This window comes from Parafrankia sp. EUN1f, assembly GCF_000177675.1.
GTDB lineage: Bacteria > Actinomycetota > Actinomycetes > Frankiales > Frankiaceae > Parafrankia.
The window spans coordinates 80926-102235 of record NZ_ADGX01000007.1 but is presented as its reverse complement, the minus strand read 5'-3'; the positions used below and the strand labels follow the sequence as shown (position 1 = coordinate 102235).

At 69.4% G+C, this 21310-nt stretch carries 17 protein-coding genes; 13 read left to right on the top strand and 4 right to left on the bottom strand.

Features of this window, described 5'->3' with window-relative positions:
* Positions 1 to 360: 360 nt before the first annotated feature.
* Genes FREUN1FDRAFT_RS03400 through FREUN1FDRAFT_RS03390 form a run of 3 tightly spaced genes read left to right on the top strand, consistent with a single transcriptional unit; the run spans position 361 to position 2386 of the window.
* Complete coding sequence (locus FREUN1FDRAFT_RS03400) at positions 361 to 1224, top strand: SDR family NAD(P)-dependent oxidoreductase (protein ID WP_006538541.1); 864 nt, start codon at positions 361 to 363, stop codon at positions 1222 to 1224.
* Positions 1225 to 1245: 21 nt separating this feature from the next.
* The gene (locus FREUN1FDRAFT_RS03395) at positions 1246 to 1803 is read left to right on the top strand and encodes a nuclear transport factor 2 family protein (protein WP_006538540.1); all 558 of its coding nucleotides are present in this window, start codon (positions 1246 to 1248) and stop codon (positions 1801 to 1803) included.
* Between the two features lie 28 nt (positions 1804 to 1831).
* Complete coding sequence (locus FREUN1FDRAFT_RS03390; RefSeq protein WP_006538539.1) at positions 1832 to 2386, top strand: nuclear transport factor 2 family protein; 555 nt, start codon at positions 1832 to 1834, stop codon at positions 2384 to 2386.
* A 108-nt stretch (positions 2387 to 2494) separates the two neighbouring features.
* On the opposite strand, the gene FREUN1FDRAFT_RS03385 is transcribed toward FREUN1FDRAFT_RS03390, so the two are convergent.
* The 4 genes from FREUN1FDRAFT_RS03385 to FREUN1FDRAFT_RS03370 form a co-directional block, all read right to left on the bottom strand.
* On the bottom strand, positions 2495 to 3679 hold the full coding sequence (locus tag FREUN1FDRAFT_RS03385; protein WP_006538538.1) for an amidohydrolase family protein: 1185 nt from the start codon (positions 3677 to 3679) through the stop codon (positions 2495 to 2497).
* A gap of 41 nt (positions 3680 to 3720) precedes the next feature.
* Positions 3721 to 4989 carry an acyl-CoA dehydrogenase family protein gene (locus tag FREUN1FDRAFT_RS03380; RefSeq protein WP_006538537.1) on the bottom strand — a complete coding sequence of 423 codons (1269 nt, stop codon included), beginning with the start codon at positions 4987 to 4989 and terminating at the stop codon, positions 3721 to 3723.
* Between the two features lie 67 nt (positions 4990 to 5056).
* Positions 5057 to 6256 (bottom strand): acyl-CoA dehydrogenase family protein, encoded by a 1200-nt coding sequence (locus FREUN1FDRAFT_RS03375; protein ID WP_006538536.1) that lies wholly within the window; start codon positions 6254 to 6256, stop codon positions 5057 to 5059.
* 99 nt (positions 6257 to 6355) lie between these two features.
* The gene (locus FREUN1FDRAFT_RS03370) at positions 6356 to 6964 is read right to left on the bottom strand and encodes a TetR/AcrR family transcriptional regulator (RefSeq protein ID WP_006538535.1); all 609 of its coding nucleotides are present in this window, start codon (positions 6962 to 6964) and stop codon (positions 6356 to 6358) included.
* A gap of 390 nt (positions 6965 to 7354) precedes the next feature.
* Between FREUN1FDRAFT_RS03370 and FREUN1FDRAFT_RS03365 the strand changes: the two genes are divergently transcribed.
* The 10 genes from FREUN1FDRAFT_RS03365 (at position 7355) to FREUN1FDRAFT_RS03320 (ending at position 21309) form a co-directional block, all read left to right on the top strand.
* Positions 7355 to 8629 (top strand): cytochrome P450, encoded by a 1275-nt coding sequence (locus FREUN1FDRAFT_RS03365; protein WP_035949357.1) that lies wholly within the window; start codon positions 7355 to 7357, stop codon positions 8627 to 8629.
* A 78-nt stretch (positions 8630 to 8707) separates the two neighbouring features.
* A complete protein-coding gene (locus FREUN1FDRAFT_RS03360) occupies positions 8708 to 10309 on the top strand; it encodes an SMP-30/gluconolactonase/LRE family protein (RefSeq protein WP_006538533.1) in 1602 nt (533 codons plus the stop codon).
* 8 nt (positions 10310 to 10317) lie between these two features.
* Complete coding sequence (locus tag FREUN1FDRAFT_RS03355) at positions 10318 to 11169, top strand: SDR family NAD(P)-dependent oxidoreductase (RefSeq protein ID WP_006538532.1); 852 nt, start codon at positions 10318 to 10320, stop codon at positions 11167 to 11169.
* Between the two features lie 75 nt (positions 11170 to 11244).
* Positions 11245 to 12627: an SRPBCC family protein gene (locus FREUN1FDRAFT_RS03350; protein WP_006538531.1), complete on the top strand. Its 1383-nt coding sequence runs from the start codon at positions 11245 to 11247 to the stop codon at positions 12625 to 12627.
* A gap of 75 nt (positions 12628 to 12702) precedes the next feature.
* Positions 12703 to 14529 (top strand): NAD(P)/FAD-dependent oxidoreductase, encoded by a 1827-nt coding sequence (locus FREUN1FDRAFT_RS03345; protein ID WP_006538530.1) that lies wholly within the window; start codon positions 12703 to 12705, stop codon positions 14527 to 14529.
* A 70-nt stretch (positions 14530 to 14599) separates the two neighbouring features.
* Positions 14600 to 15544 carry an SDR family NAD(P)-dependent oxidoreductase gene (locus FREUN1FDRAFT_RS03340; RefSeq protein ID WP_006538529.1) on the top strand — a complete coding sequence of 315 codons (945 nt, stop codon included), beginning with the start codon at positions 14600 to 14602 and terminating at the stop codon, positions 15542 to 15544.
* 177 nt (positions 15545 to 15721) lie between these two features.
* Positions 15722 to 17428 carry a thiamine pyrophosphate-binding protein gene (locus tag FREUN1FDRAFT_RS03335; protein ID WP_006538528.1) on the top strand — a complete coding sequence of 569 codons (1707 nt, stop codon included), beginning with the start codon at positions 15722 to 15724 and terminating at the stop codon, positions 17426 to 17428.
* 64 nt (positions 17429 to 17492) lie between these two features.
* Positions 17493 to 18911 carry an aldehyde dehydrogenase family protein gene (locus FREUN1FDRAFT_RS03330; protein ID WP_006538527.1) on the top strand — a complete coding sequence of 473 codons (1419 nt, stop codon included), beginning with the start codon at positions 17493 to 17495 and terminating at the stop codon, positions 18909 to 18911.
* A 175-nt stretch (positions 18912 to 19086) separates the two neighbouring features.
* Complete coding sequence (locus FREUN1FDRAFT_RS03325; protein WP_006538526.1) at positions 19087 to 20070, top strand: MDR family oxidoreductase; 984 nt, start codon at positions 19087 to 19089, stop codon at positions 20068 to 20070.
* Between the two features lie 15 nt (positions 20071 to 20085).
* Positions 20086 to 21309, top strand: a complete 1224-nt coding sequence (locus FREUN1FDRAFT_RS03320; RefSeq protein WP_006538525.1) for a MaoC family dehydratase N-terminal domain-containing protein — start codon at positions 20086 to 20088, stop codon at positions 21307 to 21309.
* Position 21310: the final 1 nt, after the last annotated feature.

Here is a 21310-nt window from a genome sequence, read left to right as displayed (position 1 = left end):
CCCGCGCCCCGCGCCCCGCGCCCCGCGCCCCGCGCCCCGCGCCCCGCGCCCCGCGCGGGGTCTCGCCTCCCGCTGGACGCGCGATGCCGATTCTGCATCGGACCTGAATCGTCCCGAGTTCTATCACGCCTTGTTGACGTAAAACAGATCTATCCTTGCAAGGATTGCGTCTTGTATCCTGACGTGCGTCGCTCAGAGCGCCGCCATCCGCGGGATGGAACCGCCCGCCCACCAGCCTGATGGCCGGTGGTGGCGGCACGCCGGACATCCGCGCACGCCGAGAACCCCTTGGCGGCAATCTCGGGCGCGCCGCGGCGCGGCGCGGACAACCGGGGCATGAAAATCCAGACTGGAGTACTCATGGGCTCCCTTGCGGGAAAGGTCGCCGTCGTCACCGGCGCCAGCAGAGGAATCGGGAAGGGAATAGCGCTCGCGCTCGGCGACGAAGGCGCCACGGTCTACGTCACGGGACGGTCGGTGCAGCCGGGATCGCATCCATTGCCGGGAACGGTAGGTGAAACCGCGGCCGAGGTGGACCGCCGCGGTGGCCGGGGAATAGCCGTGCAGGTCGACCACGCCGACGACGAACAGGTCGCCGCGCTGTTCGAACAGGTCGAACGTGAACAGGGCCGCCTGGACCTGCTGGTGAACAACGCGTTCTCGCTGCCCGAGGACCTGACGGAGCCGCGCCCGTTCTGGGAGAAGCCGCTTTCGAACTGGGAGATGGTGGATGTCGGGGTCAGGTCGAACTTCGTCGCGGCGTGGCACGCGGCCCGGCTGATGACCCCTCGACGGCAGGGGCTCATCGTCGCGATTTCAGGATTTGTCGGCGTGACCTACACCTACGGCGTCGTCTTCGGAACCTGCAAGTCCGCGGTCGACCGGATGGCACGGGACATGGCGATCGAACTGCGGCCGCATGGTGTGACCTCGCTGTCGCTGTGGCAGGGGCTCACCTTCACCGAGCGGGCCCGGCGGAACCTGGCCCGGGACCCGTCGATGACGTCCCAGCAGGTCACGGACCCTGCGATCGGCTGCTCACCGGAGTTCCCCGGCCGGGTCATCGCCGCCCTGTCGGCGGACCCGGACCTGTTGGAACGGTCGGGTGGCACCTTCATCACGGCCGAGCTCGCGGCTGACTACGCAATCACGGACATCGACGGCCGAGTGATCCCCTCGGTGCGTGCGCAGCGTGGCTCCCCGATCTGGTCGCCGGTGCGGTGAAAACTATCCCAAGGAGGAAAGATGACGACGGAGATAGGCCCGGAGAAGCTCGCGAGGCTTCTTGAGGTGCTTGACCGGCAGGACATCCTCGACTGCCTCACTCGGTTCAGCCGAGGTATGGACCGCTTCGATCGGGAGCTTTTCGTGTCCGCTTTCCACGACGACGCCGTCATCGCGGCGGGACCGTTTGTCGGTGGGCCCGGGGAACTGTACGACTGGGCTTCGGTGCTGCACGACCAGGGGCAGGTGGCGACCCATCACAACCTGTTGAACGTCACCTATGACATCGACGGGGATACGGCGCACACCGAGACCTACTATCTGTTCGTCGGCCGTAACCGCGACGAGACCAACTGGATCGCCGGCGGTCGCTATCTGGACCGGCTGGACAAGCGTGCCGGAGAGTGGCGCATCTCGCTGCGGACGAACGCGGTGGAGTGGTCGGGGCTGGTTCCCACGCTCGACATCCCGTTCACCGACATCCCGGATATCCACCTCAACGGAACGCCTGGCCGCGGAAAGGGCGACCCCTCCTACCGGCGGCCGCTCACGAACCTGCGCGCCCCGCAGATCCCCTGAGCCGAGGAAGAACGAGGACTTTCAGGACATGAGCATCAATGCTGACACCGACAGCGCGATCGACACCGACGACCTGAGGTACGTCGTCGACCGTGCGCGGATCCGGGACTGCGTGGTCCGTCTCGCCCGCGGCGAGGACCGGCGCGACGCCGATCTGATCAGCAGTGCCTACTGGCCGGAGGCGACCGACGACCACGGTGTCTTCGTCGGGGCGCTGAACGAGTACCTGGACTGGGTGGTGCCGGGTGCCGAGGCGATCTCGGTGACCTTACACACGCTCGGTCAGAGCCTGATCGACATCCAGGGCGCGCAGGCATCCGTGGAAACGCATGTGACCGCCTACCACCGCATCGACCTGGGCGAGCAGGAACATGACATCGTGATCGGCGGGCGGTATCTGGACAGGTTCTCCCGACGTGGGCGGGAGTGGCGCATCGAGCATCGCACGATGCTCTACGACTGGCTCCGGGACTTCGGGGAGTCGGTCGACTGGTCGCAGGGGGTACTGGGCATGCCGTTCCTCGGGAACCACTACGTCGGCCGGTCCACCGGTGACCACAGCGGGACCTTCTTCGCCGGCTGATCGCCCGGGAGCGGGTGGCCCGCACCAGCTGAACCGGTGCGGGCCACCCGCGCGGCGCGGCGCGCGCGGTGCCTGCGGTGCGGCGCGTGCCGCGCGAGCGGTGAGCTGCTACCTGCTCGCGGGGAGGTTCATGAGCCGGGCGAGGTTCTCGCCCATCATCTTGCGGACCAGTGGTTCCGGCAGGTGCGCGAGCTCGTCCACATAGCTGAGCGGACTGGCCAGGCCCTCCGGGTGCGGATAGTCCGAGCCGAACAGCACGTGGTCCTCGCCGAGGAGCTCGGCCAGGGTGCCGAGGTCCTCCTCCCAGAACGGGCTGATGTAGATGTTGCGCCGCACGACGTCGACCGGGTTCTCCAGGAAGTCCTGCGGCATCTTCTTGTACAGGTTCTTCATGGCCGTGAGCAGCGGCGCGACCCAGCTCATGCCGTTCTCGACGATGGCGACCTTCAGCCGCGGGAACCGGGAGAGCGCGCCGTGGCAGACGAGCGCCGAGACGGCGTCCTCCACCGGCCGCCAGGCCTGCAGCATCTGGAAGGTGTTGGGCTGGAACGGCAGCATCTCGCGGTTGCGGCCCATCCAGTCGCTGCTGTAGCGGGCGTAGCCGCTGTCGGAGGAGTGCAGGGCGACGAGGATGTCGGCCTCCTGCACCCGTGCCCAGAACGGGTCGAACTCGGGCAGCCCGAACGACCGTGGCCCGCGCAGCCCGGGAACGGGCGCAGGCCGGATGAGAACGACCTTGGCGCCGCGTTCGAGGACCCACTCGAGTTCCTCGATGGCCCTGTCCACGATCGGCAGCGTGATGACCGGCGTCGTGAAGATCCGGTCGGCGTAGTTGAACTGCCAGGTCTCGTACAGCCATTCGTTGAGAGAGTGCACGACGGCATGGACAAGGTCCACGTCATCGCGCATCCGCTCCTCGAGCAGGCTCGCCAGCGTCGGGAACATGAGCGTGCGCGCCAGCCCCTGCTCGTCCATCAGCTTGAGGCGGGCGGCGGGTTCCCGCCAGGCGTCGATGGACCGCACCGGCTTGCCGAAGATCTCCCGCGCGGACTTCCCCTCGGGGTTCCCGTGACGGTAGTAGTCCTCCTGCGCGCCGGGCCGGGCGACGACGTCGAAGGTCGGGTTCGGAATGTAGTCGCTGATCTGGCCACGCACGACGATCTTCGTCCGGCCGTGCACGTCGACGTAGTCGATGGCGCCCTTGTAACGTTCGGGCAGGAATTTCGTGAACGCGTCCCGAGTCTCGTATAAATGGTTGTCGGCGTCGAAGACCGAGATGTCGTGGATGGGCATCGCACCTCCTGGGCGAATCCGTGAAGGGAGCTGTTGGGGGACTAACGGCCTGATCCGCCGCGCGGGACGTCGCGGAAGGCCCGGTCACGGTCCATCGCCACCTCCCGCGGCATTCCAAGCACCCGCTCGCTGATGACGTTGCGGGCGATCTCGGTGGTTCCGCCGCCGATGCAGGTCGTCTGGCGCAGCAGGAAGTCGTTGCCGCACTCGGCGACGGAGCCGTCGTCCGACGCCCATGCGGCACCGGCCGATCCGGCGATCTCGAACGCCATCGAGGTCACCCGGGTCGAGGAGAGCCCGGCGAACAGCCGCCCGATCGCCGCGGACTGGTCGGGCATCCGCCGACTGGCGATACCGCGGCCGATCCGGCCCTGCAACGCCTCGCGGACGAGGTCGATCACCCGGCCCTCGCCGATCAGCTCACGGGTGCGCGGGTCGTCGAGGCGCCCGGCATCGCGGGCCACATCCACCAGGAAGGTCGCGTCGACGCCGCCGTAGGACCAGCCGGCGGGCACGGTGACGAACGGCGAGTTGTGCAGCATCCGCTCGTGGAACATCCAACGGGTGCCGACCGTCCAGCCGTCGTCGACCTCGCCGACCCGGTCGCTGTCGGGGACGCGCACGTCGGTGAGGAACTCCTGGCAGAACTCCTTGTTGCCGTTGAGCATCTCGATGCGCTGCACGTCCACGCCATCCTGACGGATCGGCAGGATGAAGACGGTCAGGCCACGGTGTTTCGGGGCGTCCCAGTTGGTCCGGGCCAGACACAGCGCCCAGTCCGACCACCAGGCCCCGGTCGTCCAGATCTTGGAGCCGTTCAGGATCCAGTCATCGCCGTCCCTCACCGCGCTGGTCAGGACCCCGGCGACATCCGAGCCACTACTCGGCTCGGACAGGAACTGCATCCAGATCTCGTCCCCCCGCAGAATCGCGGGAAGATGGCGCAGCTTCTGTTCGTCGGTGCCGAACTCCAGCAGCACCGCGGCGCACGGCGAGAACGTCGGGGCCTGAATGCGGGCCGGGTACTCGTAGCCCGTGATCTCCTCGTTGAACGCACGCTGATGGGCCGGGGTGAGGCCCTGCCCGCCGTACACACGGGGAAAACAGATCCCGGCGAGCCCGGCGTCGAACAGCATCCGCTGGATCTCCCGCTCGCGGGCCACCTCGGCGAGCTCCTCGGCGTCGGTCAGTCGTGCCCGCATCACCCCGGTCTTCTCGTTCGTGACGAGCGGCGCCAGGTTCGCGCGAATCCAGGCCCGCGCCCGCGCCCGGAAGTCCTCGACGCTTTCCTGATCGGGGGAGGGGGTCATTGAGCCTTTTCCATCTCACGTTTGTCGAGCGCTGTAGGCGTAGGTCGGATCCGACGATGGAAAAGTCTCATTCCTGCTCCTTGCGATGCTCGATGAGGCCGGCGACTCGCTGGCGGTGTTCGGCCGGAGTTCCGTACATGGCCCGGTTGACCGTGCCACGGCGCAGGAAGAGATGCAGGTCGTGCTCGTACGTGACGCCGATCCCGCCATGGAGCTGGACGCATTCCTGCAGCAGCTCGGTGCCGTTGTCGCCGATGTACGACTTCGCCGCGCTGACCAGCTCGGCGGCCTCGGGCGAGCGGGCGTCCACCGCGGCGGCGGCCGCGTCGCTGATGGCGTGGGCGGCTTCCAGCCAGGTCTTCAGATCGGCGAAACGGTGCTTCAGTGCCTGGTAGGAGGCGAGCGGGCGCCCGTAGGAGTAGCGCTCGAAGGCCCACCGGACCGTCAGCTCGAAGGCGGCCTGCATGGCGCCGACAGCCTCGGCGCCGCTGATGACGATGGCGCGCTGGAGCTGGCGTTCGACCTGGTCGGCGGCCTCACCCACCGCGCCGACCACCTGGTCGAGGCCGACGTGCACGTCGTCGAAACGCACGGTGGCGAAGCGCCGGTTCAGCTCGACCGTGCGTAGCGGCTCGATGGCGAGCCCGGCGAGCCCCGCGTGGCCCGGGTCGCCGGTGCCACCTGTGGCTCCTGTGCCACCCGTGGCGCCGGGGGAGACCAGCACCTGGGTCAGGCCCAGCTCCCCGTGGGCGGTCACCAGCAGGTGGTCGGCCTGGCCGGCGGCCTCGACCGGGCGGGCGACACCGCGCAGGACGAGGCCGTCGCCCTCCACCCGGTAGCTGACCCCGGTGCTGCCGAGCCGGTCCAGCGGCGGCGGGCCGCCCAGACACCAGGAGGCCACGGCGGTTCCGGCCAGCAGCTCGCCCAGCGCCGAGGCCTGCGCCGGATGGGCCCCTCCGGCCTCCGCCAGCGTCGCGGCCACGACGTTGGTCGAGGTCAGCGGCCCGGGTGCGGAGCGCAGCCCGAACTCGTGCGCGACCAGGGTCAGGTCGACGAGCCCGGTGCCGCTGACGGAGCCGCCGCCGTGCTCCTCGCCGACGAGCAGGGACGTCCACCCCAGCTCGGCACCGTCACGCCAGTAGCCGGGTTCGAACCCCGCCGCGTTGGTGCGCAGGCCGCGCACGACGTCGGCCGGGACCCGATCGGCAAGGAAGCGCGCTGTCGCCTCCCTGAGCACCTCCTGGTCAGGACTCAACTCCAGCAGCATGACTCGTCACTCCGCGTCACAGCACTCCCTGGCTCTGCCTCTGGCGCTGGCTCTGCGCCTGCGCCTGTGCCTGCGCCTGCCGGTCGTCAGGTCAGCCCGTCACGATACGGACCGGCGGTCCACATCGGCAAGGGAAGGCGGTGGAACGCAGGGGAAGGCAAGCCGGTGCAGCCCGGCGCGGACCTGGTCGAGGGCCATGCCGCGCACGGACACCAGGTAGTCCACGACGTCGGCCCGCAACGCCGTGGACAGGATGTGGGTCAGGTACTCGGTGTCGTCGTGTGGGTGCGTGACGGTGAGCCGCCGCGCGAGCTCGTCGAGCCAGTACCGGCTCGACGAATGCGCGTAGTACGAATGCGGCACCCGGTGCTCGAGGGCGCGGATCAGGGTGCGGTTGGCCCACACGAAGTCGAACAGCGTGTCGAGCAGGGCGTGCAGCGCCTCCAGTGGCTCACCGCCGGGCCCCACGGGCGGCGGGCCGTGGTGGACGAGCCGGCGCATCGCTGCGGCGCGGGGCAGCAGCACCGCCTCGATCAGGGCCGTGCGGTCGCCGAACCGCCGGAAGATCGTTCCCTTTCCGACCCCGGCGTGGCGGGCGATGTCGTTCATCGACACCTCCTCGACGCCGTCGCGGTCGAACAGCTCCGCGGCCGCCGCCAGGATCGCGGCCCGGTTACGGGCAGCATCGGCTCGCTCCGGTCCGGTCACACTGCACCCCCTTCTCCATGGTTGACGAGGACGATCTTCTCGTCGACCTCTTGCCGATGTGGACCGCCGGTCCGTATCGTGACGGCCTAGTTCGTACGGCTGGCCGATCACGATGCGACATCCCCTACGCCCCAGGGCGGACCGTGGTGAGGCGTGGTGGTCGCCGGGCGATGATCCGGGGTGTCGGGCACCTGTCACCGGGCGCCCGCCCCGAGTCTGACCAGCACACCGGCATCGGCGCGCAGACAACAGCAGACCAGAAAACGACCGTCGGGGTCGCCCACTTCTCCGACCAGCAGGACCCACCTTCACGACCAGCAGGACACGACCAGCAGGACACGACCAGCAGGACACACCGCCAGGCGGTGTCGAAGGGATGCGGTGCAGACGGTGAAAGACATCGAAGCCATCGACTTCTTCCGGGGCGACGAGCTCGTCGAGGACCCGTACCCGTACTTTCACGCGCTGCGTGCCGAGTGCCCGGTCCGCAAGGAGCCACATCACGGCGTAGTCATGGTCACCGGCTACGAGGAGGCGGTCTCGGTCTTCCACGACTCCGAGAACTTCTCGTCCTGCGTCTCGGTGACCGGCCCCTTCCCGGGCTTCCCCGTCCCGCTGGTGGGCGACGACGTGTCCGAGCTGATCGAGCGGCACCGCGCCGAGCTCCCGATGAGCGACCAGCTGCCGACGTTCGACCCGCCGGTGCACACCGACCACCGCGCGCTCCTCATGCGGCTGATCACGCCGAAGCGGCTGAAGGAGAACGAGGAGTTCATCTGGCGGCTCGCGGACCGCCTGCTCGACACCTACCTCCCGCCCGGTGAGGGCGAGTTCATCAGCGGGTTCGCCGGCCCGTTCGCGCTGCTGGTCATCGCGGACCTGCTCGGCGTGCCCGAGGAGGACCAGGAGGAGTTCATGGACCGGCTGCAGCGCCGGCCGCAGACCGGAGGCGTCGGCACCACCGGCGACGACCACCTGACGCACTCGCCGCTGCAGTTCCTCTACGACCGTTTCAGCACCTACATCGAGGACCGCCGCCGCGACCCGCGCGACGACGTCCTGACGGGGCTGGCGACCGCGACGTTCCCGGACGGCACGGTCCCCGAGGTGATCGACGTCGTGCGGGTCGCCGCCAACCTGTTCTCCGCCGGGCAGGAGACAACCGTCCGGCTGGTCAGCACCGCGCTCAAGGTGATGGCCGAGCGGCCTGAACTGCAGGCGCTGCTGCGCCGCGAGCGTGACCGCATCCCGAACTTCATCGAGGAGACGCTGCGGCTGGAGAGCCCGGTCAAGGGCGACTTCCGGCTGTCCCGCGTCCCGGTCACCGTCGGCGGCGTCGACCTCCCGGCGGGCACCACCGTCATGGTGGTCAACGGCGCCGCGAACCGCGACCCGAAGCGGTTCGCCGACCCGGACACCTTCGACGTCTCCCGGTCGAACGCGCGTCAGCACATCGCCTTCGGGCGTGGCATCCACTCCTGCCCCGGCGCGCCGCTGGCCCGGGCCGAGGCACGGGCCGGCATCGAGCGGCTGCTCGACCGCACCAGCGACATCAGGATCTCCGAGCGGGTGCACGGCCCGGCCGACGCGCGCAACTACCGCTACCTGCCGACGTTCATCCTGCGCGGCCTGACCCATCTGCAGCTGGAGTTCACCCCGGCCTGACCCGCCGGCGACGCGAAGAGATCAGCAACTGAAGCAAGTGCTCACCCAGACAACGAGGTTTCCGGGAGTACGTCACCAATGTCGTTATCAGGCGCGCGCTACACCAGTGCCACATCCATCAGCCTCGCCGACGGGTGGAGCTTCGAACGGCTCACTCCGCCGAGCCGTCTGTTCGGCGCCAACGGACTGCGCACCGGCCCCGACGGCCGGGTCTACGTGGCGCAGGTGACCGGTAGCCAGATCAGCGCCCTCGACGTCGAGACCGGCGCGCTGGAGACCATCAGCGCCAAGGGCGGCGACATCATCAGCCCCGACGACCTCGCCTTCGACCCGGCCGGCAACCTCTACGCCACCGAGGTCATGGAGGGGCGGGTCAGCGCGCGCGGTGTCGACGGGAAGACCCGGGTGCTGCGCGACGACCTGCCCAGCGCGAACGGCATCACGGTCCACCAGGGCCGGCTGTTCATCAACGAGTGCCGCATCGGCGGACGTCTCATGGAGCTCGACCTGGCCGGCGGCGCGCCCCGGATCCTGGCCGAGGACCTGGCGATGCCCAACGCGATGGAGGTCGGCCCGGACGGCCTCCTGTACTACCCGGTGATGGGCACCAACGACATCTGGCGGATCCACCCCGACGGCGGCGAGCCGGAGCGGGTCGCCGGTGACCTCGGCGTCCCCGACTCGGTCAAGTTCGACCCCGAGGGCTTCATCGTCTCCACCCAGGTCCACAGCGGCCAGGTGCTGCGGATCAACCCGCGCAACGGCGACCGCACCGTGCTGGCTCAGCTGGAGCCGGGCCTGGACAACTGCACCTTCGTCGGGGACCGGCTGTTCGTCTCGAGATTCACCGGTGAGATCACGGAGATCCTCGGCGGTGGCGAGACCCGCACGACGCTGCCCGGCGGGCTGACCTGGCCGCTGGACCTGACCGTCGACGCCGAGGGCAACCTCTTCGTCGCCGACGGCACCTTTTTCTACCTGCTGCCCCGCGGCGGCGGGCTGCAGACGCTCGGCATGTTGTTCACCCCCAACTACCCGGGCTTCGCGCGCAGCGTCCAGGCGGTCGGCGGGGGCGAGTTCATCGTCGGCACCGCCAGCGGCACGGTGGTGCGCTGGCGCCCCGCCAGCCAGGAGTCCGAGATCCTCGCCGAGGGCCTCGACCAGGTCTACGGTGTCGCGGTCGCCGCGACCGGGGTCATCGCCACCGCCGACTTCGGCACCGGCGAGGTGCTGCTCGTCCGCTCCGGCGGCCAGAAGGAGGTCGCCGCCTCCGGCCTGTCCAAGCCGCTCGGCGTCGCCTTCGCCCCCGACGGCACGCTGCTCGTCTCGGAGTCGGGCGCCGGCCGGGTCGTCGCGATCAGCGGTTCCAAGGTCGAACCGGTGGTCGACAACCTGTCCGACCCGCAGGGCATCCTGGTGCGCGGCGGCCGGCTCTACATCGTCGACTCGGGTTCCAAGGAGCTCATCAGCACCGACCTGAGCGGCAACGACCGACAGACCATCGCCGGTAACCTGCCGCTGGGCGCCCCGGCCGGCGTGATCCCCAAGCCGCTGCGCGGCATGGCGCCGTTCTCCGGCCCGCAGGGCCCGTTCGCGGGCATCGACGCCGGGCCCGACGGCACCCTGTACGTCTCCGCCGACGCCGAGGGCAGCGTGCTGGCCCTCACCCACGCGGGCTGACCGGCGCCATGACGGACAAGGACTTCTTCGGCCTGGACGGCCGCGTCGTCATCGTCTCCGGCGCGGGCGGCGGCGGCATCGGCACCTCGGTGGCCCGGCTCATCGCCACCGCCGGGGCGACCGTCGTCGCGGTCAGCCGCTCCCAGGACAACCTCGACACCCATGTCGCCCCGCTCGCGGACGAGGGCCTCGCGGTCATCCCCGTCGCGGCGGACGCCGCCACCGACGAGGGCATCGCCACCGCCCTCGCGGCGGCCGAGCAGGCCAGCGGTGACCTGTACGGCCTGGTCAACATCGCCGGCGGCGCGGGGCCCGCGACCTGGATGCCCGCGACCCGGGTGACCCGCGCGGACTGGCGGGAGCTGTTCGCCTGGAACCTGGAGACGATGTTCTTCATGAGCCAGGCGGTCGCCGCCCGGCTGCGCTCGGCGGGCCGCCCCGGCTCGATCGTGTCGCTCTCCTCGATCAGCGGCATGAACAGCGCTCCGCTGCACATCGCCTACGGCACCGCGAAGGCGGCGCTGGTCGCCGCGACCCGCACCCTGGCCGTGGAGCTGGCCGGCGAGAACATCCGGGTAAACGCGATCGCCCCGGGCGTGACCGCGACCCCGGCCTCGGGCACCTACGTCGACGCCGACCCCGAGCGGGACCGCCGCGCCATCGCGATGGGCCGGCGCGGGCGGCCCGAGGAACAGGCCTCGGCGATCCTCTTCCTTCTCTCCGAGCTCTCCAGCTACATCACGGGCCAGACGATCCTGGTGGACGGCGGCCTCAACCTGAAATGGACCCATCTGGGCGCCGACAACACGTCCCTTTTCCTCAAGGACGAGAACTTCCGCGCCGCCATCACCCGCCCCTAGCACCTCCATGACCCAGCCACAGCGCGTTCCACGTTCTACCTCCCGACTATCTCCCACCCGGGTTGGAGAAATGTCATGACAGAGACTGTCGAAAACCACCAGGACACGGCGCCGCCGGCGGCCGAGAAGTTCTCGGAGCCGCTCACCATCGGCGTCGAGGCGTATCTCTCGCCCGAGTACGCCCGGGCCGAGCGTGACAAGCTGTGGCGCAAGGTGTGGCAACAGGCCGGCCGGGTCGAGGAGATCCCCAAGGTCGGCGACTTCCTCACCTACGAGATCCTCGACGACTCGATCATCATCGTGCGTACGGCGCCGGACCGGATCCGCGCCTACCACAATGTCTGCTCGCACCGGGGCCGGCCGCTGGTGGACGTCCCTCCGGGCGCGCACGACGCCCGCGGCCGCAAGCGGCAGTGGGTCTGCGGGTTCCACGGGTGGCGCTACAACCTGGACGGCGAGAACACGTTCGTCGCCGAGCGCGACGACTGGAAGTGCGCTCTGACCGAGGCGAACACCCGGCTGCCCGAGGTGAAGGTCGACACCTGGGGCGGCTGGCTGTGGATCAACCTGGACCCGCAGGCCGGCCCGCTGCGCGAGTACCTGGAGCCGGCCGCCTCCCTGCTCGACCCGTTCCAGCTGCAGAACATGCGGTTCCGTTGGCGTAAGTGGCTGGTCTTCGACTGCAACTGGAAGGTCGCCCTCGAGGCCTTCATGGAGACCTACCACGTGCCGTACACGCATCCGGAGTTCATGAGCTTCGGTGCGTTCCTCGGCTGGTCGCGGGCCCAGGGCATCCACAGCAACATCGGCTACGACGCGCCCAAGGACATGGACGAGAACCAGGCGAAGCTGCGGGTCGGCAGTGGCGCCGACGCGCGGGTCTCCACCGCCGAGCTGCAGAACTTCACGTGGGAGAACGCCAACACCAACACCACGAGGACGCTCGTCGACGTCGCGAACCGGCTGGTGGATGACCTGCCGGAGGGAACCCCGCCCGCCGAGGTGCTCCAGCACTGGCTGGCGACCGCCCGGGCCGAGGACGCGGCCCGCGGCGTGGTCTGGCCGACCGTCGAACCGGCGGCGGTGGGCGCCAGCGGGACGGCCTGGCAGATCTTCCCGAACTTCCAGATCGGCCACGCGCTGAACAACATGCTCTGCTACAGCGCCCGGCCCTACGGCTACGACCCGGACAAGTGCATCTTCGAGGCGGCCGTCTACGAGCTGTTTCCCGAGGGTGAGGAACCGGCGACCGAATGGGAGTTCACCCCGCCGGACGACCCGGGCTGGCGCACCGTCCTGCCGCAGGACTTCTCCAACATGGCGGCCATCCAGCGGGGCATGAAGACCGCCGGATTCACCGGGCCTAAGCCGAACCCGTACCGCGAGCGCACCGTGGTGAACCTGCACCACAACCTGGCCCGCTACATGGGCACCGGCGAGCCGCGCCCACTCGCCTGAAATGGCCCTGAAAAGGCGCTCGCCGCACAAGACACCACCAGCCGCAGCACCGATATCACGAACCGAGGATCCCGCATGTCCCAGTGCGCTCCCACGCAGACACCCGAGATCGACCATGACGCCCTCAGAGACAAGTACCTTCAGGAGCGGGACAAGCGCCTGCGGGCCGACGGCCAGAAGCAGTACCTGGTGGCCGAGGGCGACTTAGAGGAATTTCACGCCGCGGATCCGTACATGCCGGTCGTGCCGCGACTCCCGATAGTCGAGGACATCGAGGTCGCCGTCCTCGGCGGCGGATTCGCGGGCCTCATCGCGGCGGCGAGGATCAAGCAGGCCGGTATCGATGACGTGCGGATCATCGAGCACGGCGGTGACTTCGGCGGGGCCTGGTACTGGAACCGCTACCCGGGCATTCAGGTCGACTCCGACAGCTACTGCTATCTGCCGTTGCTGGAAGAGGTCGGCTACATGCCGAAGCGGAAGTACGCGTACGGCGACGAGGTCTTCGAGCACTGTCAGCGCATCGGCAAGCACTTCGGGCTCTACGACAAGGCGATCTTCCACACCCTGGTCCGTTCGCAGGAGTGGGACCCCTCGATCCAGCGCTGGCGCATCGGCACCAACCGGAACGACGAGATCCGGGCGCGTTTCGTGGTCATGTGCCAGGGGCCGTTCAACCGGCCGAAGCTGCCGGGCATCCCGGGCCTGCAGGACTTCACCGGGCACACCATCCACACCGCGCGCTGGGACTACGAGTACACCGGGGGCGACTCGAGCGGCGGGCTCGACAAGCTCGCCGGCAAGAAGGTCGCGGTGGTCGGCACCGGCGCCAGCGGGGTGCAGGTCATTCCGCACATCGCGCAGACGGCCGAGCACCTCTACGTCCTGCAGCGCACGCCGTCGTCCATCGACCACCGCGGCGATGCGCCGACCGATCCGGAATGGGCCAGGACGCTCCAGCCCGGGTGGCAGCTGGAGCGCCAGCGCAACTTCCACACCGCCGCGTTCGAGGCCTTCGGGCCCGGCCAGCCGGACCTGGTCTGTGACGGCTGGACCGAGATCAGTCGCAACCTCGCCGCGCACCTGGACGCCACCAACGGCTGGGCGGCGCTGGCGGACCCGGCGAAGTTCATGGAGCTGCGGGAGACCGTCGACTACCAGGTGATGGAGCGGCTCCGCCAGCGGATCGACGCGATCGTCACCGACCCCGCGACCGCGGAGGCGCTGAAGCCGTACTACCGCTTCCTGTGCAAGCGGCCCTGCTTCAACGACCTGTACCTGCCGACCTTCAACCGGCCGAACGTCACCCTCATCGACGTCTCCAAGACGCAGGGTGTCGAACGGATCACCGAGAAGGGGTTCGTCGCGGACGGCGTCGAGTACGAGGTCGACTGCATCGTGTTCGCCAGCGGGTTCGAGATCACCACCGATCTGGACCGCCGGCTCGGCATCCTTCCGTTCGCCGGCCGCGACGGCCTCTCGCTCTACGACCACTGGAGCAACGGCTACCGCACGCAGCACGGCATCATGACCCACGGGTTCCCGAACCAGTTCTTCACCGGGTTCATCCAGGGTGGCGTGACCGCCAGCACGACCTCGATGTTCGAGCAGCAGGCCGACCACATCTCGTATGTCATCGCCGAGACGCTGGCCCGCGGCGCCACGACCGTCGAGCCCACCGCCGAGGCGGTCGAGGCCTGGTGCACGACGATCCGCGAGTCGGCGATCGACAACAGCAACTTCGAGCGGGAGTGCACCCCCGGCTACTACAACAGCGAGGGCGAGAAGCGGCGGCGCTCCCACCTCGGCGACCCTTACTGGCCGGGCTTCTACGTCCTGGAGGACCTGTTCCGGGCCTGGCGCGGCACCGGTGAGCTCGAGGGCCTCGTCCTCGAAAAGTGACCGGTCCAGCACCCTCCACGAGCTTTCGAGCCATGTGCGCCGAAGCCATGTGCGTCGAAGAGGAGCACTGATGTCGGAACTGCGCTTTGACGGCCGGGTGGCCGTGATCACCGGCGCCGGCCGGGGACTGGGAAGGGCCTACGCGTTACTGCTCGGCTCGCTGGGAGCGAAGATCGTCGTCAACGACCTGGGCGGCAGCATGCGCGGCGACGGGGTCGACAGCGGGCCCGCCGACGAGGTCGTCAAGGAGATCATCGCCGCCGGCGGCGAGGCCGTGGCCTCGGTGGACTCGGTCGCGACCGCCGAGGGCGGGCAGGCGATCATCCAGACGGCGCTCGACCACTACGGCCGGATCGACGTCCTGATCCACAACGCCGGAACGGTCCGGTACGCGACGCTGACGGAGATGACCTACGAGGACTTCGACTCCGTTCTTGACGTTCACCTGCGTGGTGCCTTCCACGTCGTACGGGCGGCGTTCCCGCTGATGAAGGACGCCGGGTACGGGCGGATCGTGCTCACGTCGTCGATCGGCGGGCTGTACGGCAACCAGGCGGTGGCGAACTACGCCTCGGCGAAGGCCGGCATCGTCGGCCTCACCAACGTGGTCGCGCTCGAGGGCGCGGACCACGGGGTGACCTGCAACGCCATCGTGCCGGGCGCGCTGACCCGGATGGCCGAGGGCATCGACACGTCCGCCTACCCGCCGATGGGGCCGGAGCTGGTCGCACCGGTGGTGGGCTGGCTCGCGCACGAGTCCTGCTCGATCACCGGCGAGCTGCTGCTGGCGATCGCGGGCCGGATCGCCCGCATGTTCGTCGGCGAGACCCCGGGCGTGTACCAGCCGTCCTGGACCGTCGACCAGGTCGGCGAGCGGATCGACGCGATCCGTGACACCAGTGATCCGTGGATCCTGCCCATCGTCCCGTCGGCGCACGTCGACCACATCACGCGCAGCTTCGCGATGGCGACGGGCGGGACCGGCGTCACGGGCAAGACCAGGTCCTCGGCCTGACACCGACGCCTGACGGCGGCCGCCCCGACCGGCGCGGCCGCCCGGGCCAGCCGGGCGCGTAGCGCCCGCGCACCACACCCGACCATGACCAGGCCCCGTCAGCGGGCGAGCCGCACGTACGGACCGAAAGGGGGAGGGGAACCGGGGCCGAATCAGGGCCCGAACCCCTGACTACCAATGGGCGTGAAAGTCTACGAGCGCATTCTGCAGCTTTTCGAGGCCGAGGGAATCAACACCATCTTCGGCATTCCCGACCCGAACTTCGTGCACATGTTCCACCTCGCGGAGGAGCGCGGCTGGAACGTGGTCGCGCCGCATCACGAGGAGTCCGCCGGTTTCATGGCGGAGGCGGTCTCGCGGATGACCGGCAAGGCCTCGGTGTGTATCGGGACCCTCGGCCCGGGTGTGGCGAACCTCGCCGGTGCGATGATGTGCGCCAAGGTCGAGAACTCGCCGGTCATCTTCCTCGGCGGGCAGCGGGCCCGGATCACCGAGCAGCGGGTCCGCCGCGGGCGAATCCAGTTCGTGAAGCAGGCCGAGCTGTTCGAGCCGTCGGTGAAGTACAACGCCAGCATCGAGTACGCCGACCAGACCGACGAGGTGATCCGGGAGGGCCTGCGCAAGGCGCTGTCGGGCACCCCGGGCCCGGTTTACATCGAATACCCCTCCCACGTCATCCAGGAGGAGCTCGATGTCCCCGCGCCGCTGCCGCCGTCCGCCTACCGTCTGGTCAACCAGACCGCAGGCCAGGACCGGATTGACGCGGCCGCCGCGGCAATCCGCAACGCGAAGCAGCCGATCCTGCTGGTCGGCCACGGCGTGCACACGGCACGCGCTGGGGAGTCGGTGAAGGCGCTGGCGGATCTGATGGCCGCCCCCGCCATCCAGACCTCCGGCGGCACCTCGTACATCAGGGGACTGGAGGACCGCACCTTCCCCTACGGCTTCTCGCCGTCGGCGGTCGACGCGGTGGTGAAGTCCGACCTGGTGGTGGCGATCGGCACCGAGCTCGGCGAGCCCGTCCACTACGGGCGCGGGCGGCACTGGCTCGCGAACGAGGCGAACCGCACCTGGATCCTCGTCGAGCAGGACCCCGAGGCCATCGGCGTCAACCGCTCGATCGACGTCCCGCTGGTCGGTGACCTGCGGGCGATCGTGCCGCAGCTGGTCGAGGCGCTGAAGGACACCCCGCGGACCGCCACGCCGGAACTCGCGCAGTGGATCAGCCAGGACGCCGACCGGCTCGCGGAGCTGGCCCAGACGGCGCCGTCGGGCCTGTCCCCGGTGCACCCGGCCCGCCTGATCGTCGAGGCGACCAAGGCGTTCCCCTCCGACGGCATCATGGTCCGCGACGGCGGTGCCACCACGATCTTCGGCTGGACCTACTCGCAGGCCAAGCCGAACGATGTCATGTGGAACCAGAACTTCGGCCACCTGGGCACCGGCCTGCCCTACGCCGTCGGGGCCGGCGTCGCGGCCGGTGGCAAGCGGCCCATGATGCTGATCACCGGTGACTCCTCCTTCCAGTTCCACATCGCCGAGCTGGAGACAGCCGCACGGCTGAACCTGCCGCTGGTCTGCGTCGTCGCCGTCGACTACGCCTGGGGCCTGGAGGTCGGCGTCTACAAGCGCACCTTCGGCCAGGGGTCGCTGGAGACCGGCACCCACTGGAGCACGAACACCCGCCTCGACAAGGTCGCCGAGGGCTTCGGCTGCTACGGCGAGTACGTCGAGCGCGACGAGGACATCGCGCCCGCCATCAAGCGCGCGTACGCCAGTGGAAAGACCGCCGTCATCCACGTCGCCGTCGATCCGAAGGCGAACTCGGAGGAAATGCCGAGCTACGACGAGTTCCGCACCTGGTATGCGGAAGGCACTCAGTGACGGGCATCACTCATCGTCCCTATGATGGCCGTTCGCGTACTTCAGGAGAGGGGTTCGTCCAGTTATGCGTGAAGCACTGAGGTTCTACATCGGTGGGGAATGGGTCGACCCGGCCCAGCCCGGAACCTTCGACGTGGTGAATCCCGCCACCGAGGAGGCCGCCGGAAAGGTTGCCGCGGGTTCGGCCGCGGACGTCGACCGGGCGGTCGCCGCCGCGAAGGCCGCGTTCCCGGGCTGGTCGGTGACCAGCCGCGAAGAGCGGATCGCCCTGCTGGAAAGCATTCTCGACATCTACCAGAAGCGCATTCCGGAGCTCGCCGAGGCGCTGACGGAGGAGATCGGAGCACCGGCCGCGCTCGCCGGAGGCTTCCAGATGGGTCTCGGCGCGGGCCACCTCACCACCGCGATCGAGGCCCTGAAGACGTTCGAGTTCGAGGAGGTTCGCGGCACCTCACTGATCGCGCGGGAGCCGATCGGGGTCTGCGGCCTGATCACGCCGTGGAACTGGCCGGTGAACCAGATCCTGGTGAAGCTCATCCCGGCGCTTGCCACGGGCTGCACCACCGTGCTGAAGCCGTCGGAGAACTCGCCGTTCACCGCGCAGATCCTCGCCGAGATTCTCGACGCCGCGGGCGTCCCGGCCGGGGTGTTCAACCTCGTGCAGGGCGACGGCATCAGCGTGGGAGTTCCGCTGTCGGTCCATCCGGACGTCGCCATGATCTCCTTCACCGGCTCCACCCGCGCCGGGATCGAGATCGCGCGCAACGCGGCCGCCACCGTCAAGCGGGTCACCCAGGAGCTCGGCGGCAAGGGCCCCAACATCCTGCTGGACGATGCCGACTTCGCCGAGAACGTCGGCAAGGGCGTGGCGGGCGTGATGCTCAACTCGGGTCAGACCTGCAGCGCGGCGACGCGGATGCTGGTGCCGGCCGCCCGGATGGACGAGGCCATCGAGGTCGCGCGCGCGGCGGCTGAGGCGACCACTGTCGGTGATCCCACCACCGATGTCGCCATCGGCCCGGTGGTCTCGGGTGCCCAGTTCGACAAGATCCAGGCCCTGATCCAGAAGGGCATCGACGAGGGCGCGACGCTCGTCGCCGGCGGCACCGGGCGCCCGGACGGCCTGGAGAAGGGCTTCTACGTGCGGCCCACCGTCTTCGCCAACGTCGACAACGACATGACCATCGCCCGCGAGGAGATCTTCGGGCCGGTGCTGACGATCCTCGGCTACACGGACCTCGACAACGCGGTCGAGATCGCCAACGACTCCGAGTACGGCCTCGGCGGCGCCGTCGCCGGCGCGGACCTCGACCAGGCCCGCGCCGTGGCCCGCCGGCTTCAGGTGGGCTGGGTCGTGATCAACGACGGATTCGACTTCGCGGCCCCCTTCGGGGGCGTCAAGAAGAGCGGAAACGGCCGTGAGTGGGGTCCGCTCGCCTTCGACGAGTACCTCGAGACCAAGGGCATCGTCGGCTATCAGTAGGAATCCTGCCGCTCCTTTCGCTGTGTCTCTTGTGGGCGTGAGGGACGGGCAGGGCCGGACAACGCGCGCCGTGCCGCGGGACATCCCGCGGCACGGCGCCGGTGGTGTGGTGCGGCACTGAAACGCGCCCCGTTGCGGGGCCACTCGAACGCTTGTGAGAAAGGGCTATTCTCCGATGTTCTCTGCGATCCTCATCGAAAAAGGTGAGTCCGGCCAGACCGCCGGCGTCACGAGCCTGGACGAGGCGGCGCTTCCGGAAGGCGACGTCACCGTCGAGGTCGAGTACTCGACGCTGAACTACAAGGACGGCCTGGCCATCACCGGCAAGCTGCCCGTGGTGCGGAAGTTCCCGATGGTGCCCGGCATCGACCTGGTCGGCGTCGTCACCGACAGCTCACATCCGGCCTGGAAGCCCGGCGACCGGGTCGTGCACAACGGCTGGGGCGTCGGCGAGACGCACTGGGGCGGCCTCGCCCAGCGCGCCCGCCTCAAGGGCGACTGGCTGGTGCCGCTGCCGTCCGCGTTCACCCCGCGCCAGTCGATGGCGATCGGTACCGCCGGCTACACCGCGAGCCTCTGCGTGGACGCCCTGCTGAAGTTCGGCGTCCGTCCCGAGCAGGGCGAGGTGCTGGTGACCGGCGCGACCGGCGGCGTCGGCAGCGTCGCGGTGGCCCTGCTCACCAAGGCGGGGTTCAAGGTCGCGGCGGCGACGGGGAAGGCCTCGGAGGCCGACTACCTCGCTGAACTCGGGGCCGTGACGGTGCTGGACCGCGCCGAGCTGTCCGAGAAGGGCAAGCCGATGCAGAAGGAGCGCTGGGCCGGCGTCGTCGACACCGTCGGCAGCCAGACCCTTGCCAACGCCACCGCGCAGACGCGGTACGGCGGTGCCATCGCCGCCTGCGGCAACGCCCAGGGCATGGACTTTCCCGCCTCGGTCGCGCCGTTCATCCTGCGCGGTGTGTCGCTGCTCGGGATCGACAGCGTGATGGCCCCGTCCACCCCGCGCCTGGCCGCCTGGTCGCGCCTCGCCGCGGACCTGGACCCGGAGGCGCTGGAGCTGATCGCCGAGGAGATCGCGCTGGGCGACGTCATCGCCGCCGCCGACCAGTTGCTCGACGGCAAGGTCCGCGGCCGCATCGTCGTCGACGTCAACCGGTAGCAGGGGAGCGCGCAGATGAGTGAGGCACTGGAGAACCCCGAGGCCCTCGAGCTGGACCTCACCGACGTCGACCACCGGGTGGGCAAGCCCATCGGTGGCGGGCAGCTGTGGGAGCCCTGCCAGGCGAGCGACATCCGCCGCTGGGTGATGGCGATGGACTACCCCAACCCGCTGCACTGGGACGAGCAGTTCGCGAAGAAGACCAAGTTCGGTGGCCTCATCGCGCCGCAGTCCATCGCCGTCGGGCTGGACTACGGGCACGGCGCGGCCCCGGCCTGCGTCGGCTACATCCCCGGCAGCCACCTGATCTTCGGTGGTGAGGAGTGGTGGTTCTACGGCACCCGGGTGCGGGTCGGTGACAAGCTGTACCAGAAGCGCCGGTTCCACGACTACAAGGTCGCGGAGACCAAGTTCGCCGGGCCGACGATGTTCTCCCGCGGCGACACCGTGCACCACAACCAGGTCGGTGACCTGGTCGCCCGGGAGCGCTCGACCGCCATCCGCTACCTCGCCGCCGAGGCGGAGAAGCGCGGCATGTACGAGAACCAGCTCGGCGAGATCAAGCGCTGGACGCAGACCGAGCTAGCGGAGATCGACAAGCTGCGCCACGCCTGGCTGCTGTCGAACCGGGCCGGCGTCTCGCCCGCGTTCGAGGAGGTCAAGGTCGGCGACGTGCTGCCGCGCCGGGTCATCGGCCCGCACAGCATCGCCAGCTTCACCACCGAGTACCGGGCGTTCCTGTTCAACATCTGGGGCACCTTCGGCTGGGTCGCGCCGCCGGGCATCGAGGACCCCTGGGTCTACCAGGACCCGGGCTGGACCGAGGGCTTCGGCTTCGACGAGGAAGGCGCCAAGATCGACCCGCGACTGCGGGACGGCCTGTACGTCGGCCCCTCCCGTGGCCACATCGACGCCGAACGCGCGAGCGATGTCGGTATGGCCCGCGCCTACGGCTACGGCGCCACGATGGGCGCCTGGTGCACCGACTACCTCGCCTACTGGGCCGGCCACGAGGGCATGGTCCGCCACACCAAGGCGAGCTTCCGAGGCCCGGCCTTCGAAGGGGACGTCACCTACTTCGACGCCGAGGTTGTCGGCAAGGAGGAGGGGTCCGTCTGGGGTGTCCCGCTGGTCCAGGTGCGGCTGCGCCTGACCAACCAGGAGGGCGTCCTGCTCGTGGACTGCACCGCGGAGGTCGAGCTCCCGTACGCCGCCGAGCGCGAAGTCACCGGGGACTGAC